This window comes from Tsuneonella sp. HG222 (assembly GCF_053819185.1).
Map to the genome: position 1 here is coordinate 47,437 of NZ_JBSOQZ010000001.1, position 12,047 is coordinate 59,483.

Genomic DNA, 12,047 nt, shown 5'->3' on the forward strand with positions numbered 1-12,047 from the left:
GGCGCCATGAATTTCCGCAACATTTCCGCCTGGTCGATCCGCAACCCGATCGTCCCCCTGGTGCTGTTCGCCGGCCTGCTGCTGGCGGGCCTGTTCTCGTTCAACCAGATGGACGTGAACGACCGGCCGGACATCGAATTCCCCGTCGTCATCGTGCGGATCTCGCAGCCCGGCGCGGCGCCGAGCGAGATCGAGAACCAGATCACCCAGCGCGTCGAGGCGGCGGTCCAGACGCTCGACGGCGTGAACAACATCAGCTCGACCGCTTCGGAAGGCAGCTCGCAGACCCAGATCGAGTTCGAGCTGGGCACCGACATAGATACCGCGGTCAACGAGGCCAAGGCGGCGGTCGACCAGATCCGCGGCGAACTGCCGGACGGAATCCTCGAGCCGCAGGTCAGCAAGCAGCGCACCAGTTCGCAGCCGATCGTCTACTTCGGCGTCGAAGCCCCCGACATGACGATCGAGCAGCTCTCGTGGTTCATCGACGACACCGTGGCCAAGCGGCTGCTGACCGTCCCGGGGCTGGCCGAAGTCAATCGCAATGGCGGGGTCGACCGCGAAATCCTCGTCATCCTCGACCCCGGCAAGATGCAGTCGCTCGGGGTCACCGCGGCGCAGGTCAACCAGGCGCTGCGCACGCTCAATCTCAACGCGGCCGGCGGGCAGGCGGAGATTGCCGGATCGCGCCAGTCGGTCCGCGTGCTCGGCAACGCGTCCTCGGCCTACGAACTCTCGCAGGCGCAGATCGCGGTCGGCGGGGGGCGCACGGTCAAGCTGGCCGATTTCGCCAACGTGCGCGACGGTTACGGCGAACTGCGCAATCTCGCCAAGCTCAACGGCAAGCAGGTCGTCACCTTCTCCGTCACCCGCGCGCGCGGCGAATCCGACGTGACCGTTTACGACGGGGTGATCGAGGAACTGAAGGCGCTCGAGGCGGAAAACCCGGGCGTCCGCTTCACCCGCCTGTTCACCGAAGTCGACTACATCAAGCAGCAATACGAAAGCTCGATGGCGGCGATGATCGAGGGCGCCGTGCTCGCGGTCGTGGTGGTGTTCCTGTTCCTGCGAGACTGGCGGGCGACCATCATCGCCGCGCTGGCCATCCCGCTGTCCGCGATACCGACGTTCTGGTTTCTCGAAACCTGGTTCGGCTTCTCGCTCAATACCATGTCGCTGCTCGCGCTTGGCCTGGTCGCGGGGGTGCTGGTCGATGATGCCATCGTTGAAATTGAGAACATCGTCAGACACATGCGCATGGGCAAGAGCGCCTATCAGGCATCGATCGACGCGGCCGACGAGATCGGCCTGGCGGTCGTGGCGACGACATTCTCGATCGTCGCGGTGTTTCTGCCAGTCGGCCTCATGCCGGGCGTCGCCGGGCAGTTCTTCAAGAACTTCGGGCTGACGGTCGTCTGCTCGGTGCTGATGAGCCTTGCCGTCGCGCGCATGATCACGCCGATGGTCGCGGCATATTTCCTCAAGGCCAAGGGGCATCAGAGCCACGGCGAAGGCAAGTGGATGGACCGCTACATGAGCGTCCTCAACTGGTCGCTCGACACCCGCAAGGCCGACGCGATCCGCGCACGGCTGACGCCGGTGAAGTCGGACTGGTGGCACTTCCCGGTCGCGCTGCTTTTACGCCTGGTGGTGTTCGCCGCGGCACTCGCCGGGGCTGGCGCGGTCGGCTGGGTACTGCGGAACTTCGCCGGTACGCTTGGCGATGCGCAGTTCTGGTTCGGTCTGCTCGACGTCCTGCCCGGCTTCCTGGCGCAATTCCTCGCCGGACTGGTGGCACTCACCTTCATTCTCGCGGGCATCGCTCTGGCCATGGTCGGCGGCTGGATCGCCGCGCGGCTGGCGGCCTGGGTCATGCGGCTCGCCTCGCATCTGCTCGGCCGGCACTTTGCCGAAGCCTATCTCTACCGTGATGGGCGCTACGCCGCCCGGTTCCGCGGCGACCACCGGGTGTGGATGATGCTGGTCGGCGTGGTGGCGCTGGTCACGACCGGCGTGCTGGCCATGTCCATTCCGAAGCAGTTCTTCCCCAATAACAACAGCGACTTCGCCATGATCCGCGTGTCGATGGTGCCTGGCACGACCCTGCGCCAGACCGAGCAGGTGATCGAACGGATTGCCGAGCGGATGCGCCAGGAACAGGAAGTCGCGCTGGCTCTGGGTATCGTGAACGAGGGCAACGGTGCCGTGCGCCTCGTCCTCAAGCCCGACCGCGTGCGCACGAGCCGCGAGTTCGAGCAGGAAATGACCCCGATCCTGCAGCAGATCCCGGACGCCCGGATCAGCTTCCAGAACCAGCAGGGCGGCGGCGGCGGCGGCACGGGCCGCGCGATCTCGATCATGCTGTCGGGGTCGGATTCGCAGGTTCTCGATGCCGCGGCCAACACCCTGGTCGAACAGGTCAAGGGCGTGGAGGGCGCGGTGGCGCCGCGCGTCGAACTGGACCTCCAGCGGCCCGAACTCATCATCAGGCCGCGCGAGGACCTGGCGCAAAGCCTCGGCGTCACCACCCAGGCGCTGAGCCAGGCGATCCGCATCGCCACGCTGGGCGACATCGACCAGAATGCGGCCAAGTTCTCGCTGTCGGACCGGCAGATTCCGATCCGCGTCCGGCTGGGCGAGAACGAACGGCGCGATTTCTCGGTGATCCGCAACCTGCCGGTGCCGACCGCCAACGGCGGATCGGTCCCGCTCGAACGCGTCGCCGACATCGGCTTCGGCCAGGGCCCGACCAGCATCCAGCGCTACAACCAGAACCGCCGCGTGTTCGTTTCGGCCGACGTTGCGCCTGATGCGGCGAGCGGCGACGTGAAGGGCGCCATCGACCGCCTGCCGATCATGCAGAACCTGCCCGCGGGCGTATCCAACGCGCCGGTCGGCGAAGATGAGTGGCAGGCCGAGATGATCGACAACTTCGGCGTCGCGCTGGGCGCGGCCGTGCTGCTGGTCTTCTCGGTCCTCGTGCTGCTCTATCGACGGCTCGTGTCGCCGCTGGTCAACATGGGCTCGCTGTTTCTCGCCCCGCTGGGCGGGTTGATCCTGCTGCTGATGCTGGGCCAGCCGATTTCGCTGCCGGTGTTCATCGGCATTCTCATGCTGTTCGGCATCGTCGCGAAGAACTCGATCCTGCTGATCGACTTCGCGATCGAGGAGATGGAGACCGGGACCAGCAAGTTCGCCGCGATCGTGGAGGCAGGGCACAAGCGCGCCCAGCCGATCGTCATGACCACGGTGGCGATGACCGCCGGCATGGTCCCCACCGCCGTGTCGCTTTCCGGCGATTCGGCGTGGCGCGCGCCGATGGGCACGGTGGTGATCGGCGGCCTGGTCTTGTCGACGCTGCTCACGCTGCTGATCGTGCCTGCCGGGTTCAGCCTGGCAGACGGCCTGGAGAAGCGGCTCGGGCCCTGGTTGCGCACGCGCTTCCTGACCTACCAGCCGGGTGACGACGAACCCGGGCCTGCCGAGCCGCTGCCGGCGGAATGATCGCTTGAGCGATTCCGCCGGCCTGCCCGCGCCGCCCGCCAAGCCGCCCCGCTCGCCCGTCAGCCGCCCGCCCGCCAGCCCGTTGCCCGACCGCGCTCGCCGCATGCGCCGGGTGGCGACCGGCCTGCTGGTGTCGATGGCGGGACTCTTCGTCCTGGCCCGCGCGATGCTGGGCACCCACCCGGCGTGGGATTATGTCCTGGCGTTCAGCGAGGCGGCGATGGTCGGCGGCCTGGCCGACTGGTTCGCCGTGACCGCGCTGTTTCGCCGGCCGCTCGGCCTGCCGATCCCGCACACCGCTATCATCCCGGAAAACAAGGATCGCATCGCCGATACGATGGCGAACTTCCTGCAGGCCAATTTCCTGACGCCCATCGTCGTCGCGCGGCGGATGCGGGGAATGAACCTGGCGCGCGCGGTGGGCGACTACCTCGGCCAGCCCGGCGGGGCGGATTCGGCGGACCAGCGCGGTGCGCGGGTCCGCGCGGGGGCGGGCGAGATCGTGGCCCAGGTGCTCGAATCGCTCGATCCCGAAAGGCTCGGCGGGCAGGTCCGCGCAGGGCTGTTCAGCCAGCTCGACCGGCTCGAGGTCGCGCCGCTGCTCGGCCAGATGCTGCACGGCGCCATCGCCGACCGCCGCCACCTGCCGCTGCTCGATTCGCTGATCCGCTGGGCCGGGCTGACGCTCGAAGACAACGAGGCGATGGTCCGCGACCTGATTCACAAGCGTGCCAACGCCGTGCTGCGTTGGACGGGTCTCGACGAACGGCTGGCCAACTCGGTGATCGACGGGCTCTATCGCCTGTTGGCCGAGGTGCTGGTCGATCCCCACCATCCGCTGCGCAACAAGATCGAGGAAGGGCTCGCCAAGCTGGCGCACGACCTGCAGCACGACCAGGCAACCCGGGCCAAGGTGGAGCAGGCCAAGGCCGACCTGCTCGCCAATCCCGCGCTCGGCGCATGGTGGCAGGGGGTGTGGGAACGCATCCGCCTGTCGCTGATCGCATCCGCCCGCAATCCGGGGGCAGGCGGGCTGGGCGGGCAACTGGCCGGAATGGTCGGCGAACTGGGCCAGGCACTGCGCGACGACGCGAACCTGCAGCACCAGGTGAACCGCTTCGCGCGGCGGACCGCGGTGGGTGTCGCCACGCGCTATGGCGGACAGATCGTCCAGCTCGTGTCGGAAACGGTCAAGCGCTGGGATGCGCGCACGGTGACCGACCGGATCGAAGGCGCGGTCAGCCGCGATCTTCAGTTCATCCGCCTCAACGGCACGCTGGTCGGCGGGCTCGTGGGCATCGTCATCCACCTGGTGTCCGAGCTGCTGTGAACCTCCCGGTTCTGACGACCGACCGGCTGGAACTGCGCGGGCCGACGAAGGACGATTCGGCCCCGATGCACGCCATCGTCTCGAACGCGCAGACCGGCCGCTTCCTCGGTCCGCCGCGATCCTTTCACGACCACGCCTCGCGCTTCCTGAGCGGGGCCGGCTCGTGGCTGCTGCACGGCTATGGCCCCTTCATGGTCCGCCTGCGCGGCCGCGAAGAGCTGATCGGCAACTGCGGGCTGTTCCACAGCTACCGCGGGCTGGGCGAAGACTTCGACGACAACGCCGAAGCGGGCTGGATCATCGCCGCGGAGCACAACGGCCAGGGTATCGCCAGCGAGGCGATGACCGCAGTGTTCGACTGGTTCGACCGCACGCACGGCCCACGCCGCAGCGTCTGCATGCTCTCGCCCAACAACACCCCGTCGGTGCGCGTGGCCCGCAAGCTGGGCTTCACCCCGCTGCGCGAGACGGAGTTCAACGGCGAACCGGTCGCCTTGCTGGAGCGCGGCCCCTAGCGCCGTTTGCCGCCGCACTGCCTAGCGCAGTATGTTGAACTGGATGGTCGAGAACAGCACACTGGCGACCGGAGTGCCCTTGCTGTCCAGCGCCGGCTCGTAGTCCGTCATCATTCCCTTGCAAACCGCGTCGCGAAAGGCCGGGTCGACCTGCTCGATCTGGACGATGCAGTCGGTTGCTCTCCCCGTCGCGTCGATCATGAGGCGCACTGGGACGAATTCAGACAGCCCCTTGCGAAGCATCTTGCCGGGATACTGAAATTTGACCGATCCGTCCTTCGTGGCCTTTACCCGCGCCAGTCGCGTCAGGCTATTCTGTACCTCGGGCTCAAGCCCCCAGGATCGTTGGAGGTCCGACACGCAGCCTTCGAGCGCCGCGAAAGGCGCCTTCATGCTACCTGTCTCCAGCGTAACGATCCTGCTCCAGTGCAACCGCAGTTCGACAGCTTCGATCTGGTGGCGAAAAGGGTATGTCGCTTGCCAGAAGGCCAGCTCCTCAGCTGCCGAGGCTGCGTCCCTGCCGGCGTTGAGGGCTGCGACCGCTTCCGGTGGACTGGCATAAATATCGAAGGCAATCGCGGGTACGCCGTCCGACACTCCGACAAGCATGGGCACATCCTCCCATCGGTAGTCATGCGGCGGCAGCTTGTAGGTGAACGTCCTCGCATCCGGGCGGGCGGGCTTGATCGGATTGCCGCTCACCAGAAAATGGAGATGAAGAATCCGTCCGTAGGAATCGATCTGCAGGCGAACCGCCTCGTCATTTTCCCCGAAGGTGCGCAGCAGGCTGCAGCGCTCGTCGGCGTAGTCGACCACCCATGGCGAACTGGGTTGCAGCGCGGTTTCCTCGGCGCGGGCCTCGAAGGACCACAGGCAGAGAACCGCCAGCCAGATCGATTTGCGCACGTCTACGCCCTCCCCGGGCGCAGACTAGCGATCACCGCATAACGCGACAAGCAGCCCGTCAGGCGGGCTGGCGGACTTCGGCCACGATCTTGCGCGCGGCATCGCCCAGGTCGTCGGCGGGGATGATCGCCAAGCCTGAGTTGGCGAGGATTGCCTTGCCCTCGGCCACGTTGGTGCCTTCCAGCCGCACGACCAGCGGCACGTCGATGGCCATTTCCTTGGCCGCCGCCACGATCCCTTCGGCGATGGTGTCGCAGCGCATGATTCCGCCGAAGATGTTGACCAGGATGCCTTTCACCGCCGGGTCCGACAGGATGATCTTGAAGGCGGCCGCGACCTTCTCCTTGCTGGCCCCGCCGCCGACGTCGCAGAAGTTCGCCGGGAAGGCGCCGTTCAGCTTGATGATGTCCATCGTCGCCATCGCCAGGCCCGCGCCGTTGACCATGCAGCCGATGTCGCCGTCGAGCTTGATATAGGCCAGGTCGTGCTTGCCGGCCTCGACCTCCATCGGGTCTTCCTCGGTCTCGTCGCGCAGCGCGGCGACGTCCGGGTGGCGGAACTCGGCATTCGAATCGAAGCTCATCTTGGCGTCGAGCACCATCAGCTTGCCGTCCGATTCGGCCAGCGGATTGATCTCGATCATCGAGCAGTCGAGCGCGACGAACGCATCGTAGAGCTGGGCGCCGAGCTTCTGCGCCTGCTTGTTGAGATCGCCGGTCAGTTTGAGCCCGAAGGCCAGCGCGCGGCCGTGGTGCGGCTGGAAGCCCTGCGCCGGGTCGATCACGATGGTGGTGATCTTTTCCGGCGTCTCGTGGGCCACGTCCTCGATGCTCATGCCGCCTTCGGTGCTGGCGATCATCGCCACGCGGCCGCTCGCCCGGTCGACCACCAGCGAGAGGTAGTATTCCTTGCCGATGTCCACCCCGTCGGTGATGTACAGCCGGTTGACCTGCTTGCCCGCGGCGCCGGTCTGGATCGTCACCAGCGTGTTGCCCAGCATCTCCTTCGCGGCCGCCTCGACCTCGTCGATCGACTTGGCCAGCCGCACGCCGCCCTTGGCCTCGGCCGGCAGTTCGGCGAACTTGCCCTTGCCGCGCCCGCCGGCGTGGATCTGCGCCTTCACGACATAGAGCGGCCCGGGCAGCTCCTTCGCCGCCGCGACGGCCTCCTCCACGCTCAGCGCCGGGATGCCGCGGGGCACTGCGATGCCGAACTTCGCCAGAAGCTCCTTGGCCTGGTATTCGTGGATGTTCATCGTCGGGAATGTCCGCTCGTATCTGGGGGGAGGGTGCGGCGCGGCCTAAGCATGGATCGGGGCGCTTGAAAAGACCGCGCCGGGCCGCCAGAGAATTTGCGTGATCGACCGCCTGCGCCTCGAACAGATCTGCCGCGAGGCCGGGCATATCGCCAAGCGCCAGTGGCCGGGCGACGGCCACGCGCTGGAATCGTGGGACAAGACCCCCGGCAGCCCGGTCTGCGTCGCCGACCTGGAGGTCGATGCCTTCCTCAAGCGCGAGCTGCGCGACCTGCTGCCCGCGGCGGGCTGGCTGAGCGAGGAAACGGTCGACCATCCCGAGCGGCTGGAGCGTGGGCTGTGCTGGCTGGTCGACCCGATCGACGGCACGCGCGACTTCATCCGCGGGCGCAAGGGCTGGGCGGTCTCGGTCGCGCTGGTCAGCGCCGGGCGGCCGCTGATCGGCACGCTGGTGGCGCCGGCGCGGGGCGAGGTCTGGAGCGCCACCGCCGGCAAGGGCGCCTGGCGCAACGGCGAGCGGCTGGCGGCGAGCACGCGCAAGACGTTGCCCGGTGCGCGCGTGCCGGCCGATTCGCTCCCGCGCGAGGACAAGGACCTGAAGATGGTCGACAAGCCCAACTCGATCGCGCTGCGCATCGCCATGGTCGCCAGCGGCGAGGCGGATCTCGTCGCCACCCTGCGCTGGGGGTACGAGTGGGACGTCGCCGCCGCCGCGCTGATCGCGCGCGAGGCGGGCGCCGCGGTGAGCGACGCCTTCGGTCACACGCTGAGCTACAACAAGCGCGACCCGCGCGCATTCGGCCTGTTGGTCAGCGCCCCGGCGATACACGCCGCAGCGGTCGCGCGGCTGGCGGAACGTGCCGCCGCATTCTCCCGGGCGGATTGACGCCCGCAATGGCATTCCTGCGCGATCGGGCGATGCCGCTCGCCGCCGCCCTGGCCTTCGCGCTGCTCGCGGTCTTCTATGCGACGAACTTCGCGCTTTACGACGCGCTGATCCGCGCCTGGGGGCACATCCCGTTCGAGCGGCCCTTCCTCGACACAGAGGTGATCGTCGCCGCCGCGCGCTGCCACGGCCCGGGCATGGATATCTGGCAGGCAAATCCGTGCGATTCGCTTGGCCGCCCCTCCACCTATCCGCCGACCTGGCTGTTCCTCGGCTTGTTTCCGGTGACCGAGGGCTGGACGATGCCGCTGGGGATTCTGGTCGACCTGGTCTTCGTCGCCTCGCTTTTCCTGCTTCCCAGACCCCGCTCGTGGGCGGGCGCGGCGCTGCTGGTCCTGGGCGTGCTGTCGAGCGCCACCGTGTTCGCGATGGAGCGCGGCAACGTCGACCTGCTGCTGTTCGCATTGATCGCCGGCACCGCCGCGCTGAGCCTGCGCGGCCCGGTGCTGCGGCTTGCGGGATATGCGCTGGCCTTCATCGCGGCGCTGCTCAAGTACTATCCGGCGGCCGTGCTCGCGCTTGCCCTGCGCGAACGGCCGCGACGGTTCGTGGCGATTGCCGCCGCCTGTGCGCTCGGCGCTATCGTTGTGTTCGCGCTTCTCTGGGGCGATTTTCTCAGGGCTGTCGGCGCCGTGCCCGGCGGCTGGCATTTCCGCGATACCTTCGGGGCTCCCAACCTGGCGACGGGCTGGGCAGCGCTGACAGGGACGGGCGCGGGGCCGAGGATCGCGCTGTGGCTCGGCATGTGCGCGGCGTGCTTGCTGATCGCGGCGCGCTTCGCCCTGCAACCGGCTACCCGCGCCGCGCTGGCCACACTCACCGAACGCGAGCGGATGTTCCTGCTGGCGGGTTCGCTGCTCGTCGCCGGATGCTTCTTCCCCGCGCAGAACATCGAGTACCGCGCCGTACACCTGCTGCTGGTGCTGCCCTCCCTGGTGGCGCTGGCGGGGCAGGGGCTGCGGTACCGCCTGGCTGCAGGGGCCACGCTGCTGGCCCTGTGGGGCATGACCTGGAGGCATTTCCTGGCCGACCCGGCCGCCGTGGAGGCAGGCGGCAATCCCGCCGCCTTCCTCGTGCTGTGGCTGGTCGGGGAAGTGCTGTGGTGGACGAGCGTCACCGTGCAGCTTTCGTGTGTGCTGGCCCTGCTTCTCGATACGCCGGTGGCGCGCGCCCTGCTTCCCGCCAGGCTTCGGCCGCCGGGCACCGGCTCATAGAAAAAGGGGCCGGCATCGCTGCCGGCCCCCTCTTGTTTCTGCCGGGCGTTAGCCCCGCGGAAGGTCAGTTACCCCCGGCGGCGCGCGCTTCGGCTTCGGTGAACGGGATCACCTTGATCTCGACGCGGCGGTTGAGCGGCTCGTTCACGTTGTCGCCGGTCTGCACGCGCAGCTGGGTTTCGCCGAAACCCTGCCAGCGCAGGCGGGCCGAGGAGACGCCGCGGCTGGTCAGGTAATTGGTCACCGACTGGGCGCGGCGTTCCGACAGCGTCTGGTTCGACGCGGCCGAGCCGACGGTGTCGGTGTGGCCGTACACGTCGACGACGCTGTTGGGATACTTCACCAGGCTGGCGGCAACCTGGTCGAGCGTGGCCTGGAACGACGGGCTGATCGTCGAGCTGCCGGTCGCGAAGGTCACGTCGGGCAGGTTGACGAGGAAGGCGCTGCCGTTGTCCACCGGGGTCACGTCGACGCCGCTGCCCGAGGTGGAATCCTTGATCTCGCGGATCTGCTGATCCATCCGGTAACCGACATAACCGCCGGCCGCGCCGCCGGCGACGGCGCCCGCGATGCGCGCGGTTTTGCCGCCGATGAGGCCGCCCAGCAGATAGCCGCCGAGCGCGCCGCCGAGGCCGCCGATGGCGGTGCGGCTGATTTTCTGCTCGCCCGTATTGGGATCGGTGACGCAGGCGGAGGTGCCGAGCAGCGCGATCGCGGCAACGCCGGCAGTGAACATGCGGTTGATTTTCATGATTATGGTTATCCTGCAGGTTGAAATAGGTGACCGGCCGCTCGACCCGAGTGGGTGATCGGTTGCCGGTACGCTGTGGAAAACGCCTGCCTGCGCCACCTGTTCCTGAACGAATCCCCGTCCACCCTTCGCGCGGGCATCCAATTCTGCTAGCGGCCATCCGACGATGACCCCCTTTCCCTGGTTCGATCTTGCAATCCTCGCCGGACTGATCCTCGTGAACGGGGTCTTTTCCATGTCCGAACTGGCGATCGTCTCGGCGCGCACCGCGCGGCTCAAGATGATGGCGGAGAAGGGCAGCGGCGCGGCCCGCACCGCGCTGTCGCTCGCGGCCGACCCGGGCAAGTTCCTCTCCACCGTGCAGATCGGCATCACCCTGGTGGGGATCATCGCCGGTGCCTACTCGGGCGCCACGATCGGCCCGCCGGTGGGCGAGCGGCTGGAAGGGCTGGGCCTCAAACCGCAGACCGCCGAGAATGTCGGCTTCGCCGTCGTGATTGTGCTGACGACCTATTTCAGCCTCGTGATCGGTGAGCTCGTCCCCAAGCAGCTGGCGCTGCGCAAGGCCCTGCCGATCGCGCTGGTCATGGCGCGGCCGATGGCCTTCCTCGCCAAGGCGGCGGCGCCGTTCGTCTGGCTGCTAGACGCCTCGTCCCGGCTGCTGCTGCGCCTGCTCGGCGTTCATCACCGCGGCGAACATGCGCTCTCGGCCGAGGAGATCCACATGATCTTCGCCGAGGCGACCCGGTCGGGCGTGATCGAGGAAGACGAGCGGGCGATCCTCTCGGGCATCATGCGGCTGACCGACCGCACCGTGCGCGAGATGATGACCCCGCGCACGCTGGTCGACTGGCTCGATCTGCACGCGGGCGAGGAGGAAATCCGCGCCACGATCGCCGAATCGCCGCACAGCCTGCTGCCGGTGGCCGACGGATCGGTCGACAAGGTGCTGGGCGTGGTCAAGGTGCGCGAGCTCCTGGCCGAACTGGTCGCCGGGCGGCCGGTCGATCTCAGGCAGTTGACCAAGAAGGCGGAAGTCGTGCCCGACCAGCTCGACGCGATGGACGCGCTGCGCATCCTCCAGGGCTCGGGCCTCGGCATGGCGATGGTGCACGACGAATACGGCCATCTCGACGGGATCGTCACCCCGGCGGACCTGCTGGCGGCGATGGCCGGCAGCTTCGCAAGCCACCAGGACGAGGGCGACGAGCCCGAGCTGTTCGAGCGCGAGGACGGCACCCTGCTGGTCTCGGGCGCACTCTCGGCCGATGCGCTGGCCGAACGGCTCGGCATCGACCTGCCGCAGGCGCGCGAATTCGCGACCGCCGCGGGCTATGTGCTCTACATGCTGAAGAAGCTGCCCGAACTGGGCGAGCACTTCACCGACCAGGGCTGGCGCTTCGAGGTGGTCGACCTCGACGGCCGCAAGATCGACAAGATTCTGGTCAGCGAGGAATAACTCTTGTGGTTGGCGCCCGCCTCCGCGGGCGCATCCTCGCGGCTAATCTCTCCGCTTCGCTCCGAGGCCGCTGCGGGCGGCCGTTCGGCCTTGCCGTTCGCTGGTCGCGAACGGAACCAGCGCTCTCTGGCGTCTTGCAGCTGGAACGGGCTGCGCCCAGCAGCCCG

General features: G+C 68.0%; 9 protein-coding genes. 6 read left to right on the plus strand and 3 right to left on the minus strand.

The genetic code is table 11. The annotated features are described in order from the left end of the window. Window positions 1–6: 6 nt before the first annotated feature. From ACWPMZ_RS00200 to ACWPMZ_RS00210, 3 genes are all read left to right on the plus strand, one after another. A complete protein-coding gene (locus ACWPMZ_RS00200) occupies window positions 7–3,504 on the plus strand; it encodes an efflux RND transporter permease subunit (protein ID WP_455702018.1) in 3,498 nt (1,165 codons plus the stop codon). A gap of 103 nt (window positions 3,505–3,607) precedes the next feature. After that, window positions 3,608–4,834 carry a DUF445 domain-containing protein gene (locus ACWPMZ_RS00205; RefSeq protein ID WP_455704145.1) on the plus strand — a complete coding sequence of 409 codons (1,227 nt, stop codon included), beginning with the start codon at window positions 3,608–3,610 and terminating at the stop codon, window positions 4,832–4,834. After that, complete coding sequence (locus tag ACWPMZ_RS00210) at window positions 4,831–5,349, plus strand: GNAT family N-acetyltransferase (protein WP_455702019.1); 519 nt, start codon at window positions 4,831–4,833, stop codon at window positions 5,347–5,349. The genes ACWPMZ_RS00205 and ACWPMZ_RS00210 overlap by 4 nt, the downstream gene beginning before the upstream one ends. 21 nt (window positions 5,350–5,370) lie before the next feature. On the opposite strand, the gene ACWPMZ_RS00215 is transcribed toward ACWPMZ_RS00210, so the two are convergent. After that, window positions 5,371–6,255: a hypothetical protein gene (locus ACWPMZ_RS00215; protein WP_455702020.1), complete on the minus strand. Its 885-nt coding sequence runs from the start codon at window positions 6,253–6,255 to the stop codon at window positions 5,371–5,373. Between the two features lie 58 nt (window positions 6,256–6,313). Then, window positions 6,314–7,510: an ADP-forming succinate--CoA ligase subunit beta gene (gene sucC, locus ACWPMZ_RS00220; protein ID WP_455702021.1), complete on the minus strand. Its 1,197-nt coding sequence runs from the start codon at window positions 7,508–7,510 to the stop codon at window positions 6,314–6,316. A 100-nt stretch (window positions 7,511–7,610) separates the two neighbouring features. Here sucC and ACWPMZ_RS00225 point away from each other — a divergent pair, with 100 nt between their 5' ends. Together ACWPMZ_RS00225 and ACWPMZ_RS00230 are read left to right on the plus strand one after the other, a co-directional pair. Beyond that, on the plus strand, window positions 7,611–8,396 hold the full coding sequence (locus ACWPMZ_RS00225) for a 3'(2'),5'-bisphosphate nucleotidase CysQ (RefSeq protein WP_455702022.1): 786 nt from the start codon (window positions 7,611–7,613) through the stop codon (window positions 8,394–8,396). Between the two features lie 8 nt (window positions 8,397–8,404). Next, window positions 8,405–9,670, plus strand: coding sequence for a hypothetical protein (locus ACWPMZ_RS00230; protein WP_455702023.1), 1,266 nt, complete (start codon window positions 8,405–8,407; stop codon window positions 9,668–9,670). Between the two features lie 64 nt (window positions 9,671–9,734). Here the strand turns inward: ACWPMZ_RS00230 and ACWPMZ_RS00235 are convergent, their stop codons facing one another. After that, a complete protein-coding gene (locus ACWPMZ_RS00235) occupies window positions 9,735–10,421 on the minus strand; it encodes an OmpA family protein (protein ID WP_455702024.1) in 687 nt (228 codons plus the stop codon). A gap of 166 nt (window positions 10,422–10,587) precedes the next feature. Between ACWPMZ_RS00235 and ACWPMZ_RS00240 the strand changes: the two genes are divergently transcribed. Continuing rightward, entirely contained in the window at window positions 10,588–11,880 is a 1,293-nt protein-coding gene (locus tag ACWPMZ_RS00240; protein WP_455702025.1) for a hemolysin family protein, read from the plus strand. Window positions 11,881–12,047 lie beyond the last annotated feature (167 nt).

Coding starts and splice junctions, on each gene's coding strand:
- ACWPMZ_RS00200 (WP_455702018.1), top strand. CDS start 7: ATGAATTTCCGCAACATTTCCGCCTGGTCGATCCGCAACCCGATCGTC.
- ACWPMZ_RS00205 (WP_455704145.1), top strand. CDS start 3,608: ATGCGCCGGGTGGCGACCGGCCTGCTGGTGTCGATGGCGGGACTCTTC.
- sucC (WP_455702021.1), bottom strand. CDS start 7,510: ATGAACATCCACGAATACCAGGCCAAGGAGCTTCTGGCGAAGTTCGGC.
- ACWPMZ_RS00230 (WP_455702023.1), top strand. CDS start 8,405: ATGGCATTCCTGCGCGATCGGGCGATGCCGCTCGCCGCCGCCCTGGCC.
- ACWPMZ_RS00235 (WP_455702024.1), bottom strand. CDS start 10,421: ATGAAAATCAACCGCATGTTCACTGCCGGCGTTGCCGCGATCGCGCTG.
- ACWPMZ_RS00240 (WP_455702025.1), top strand. CDS start 10,588: ATGACCCCCTTTCCCTGGTTCGATCTTGCAATCCTCGCCGGACTGATC.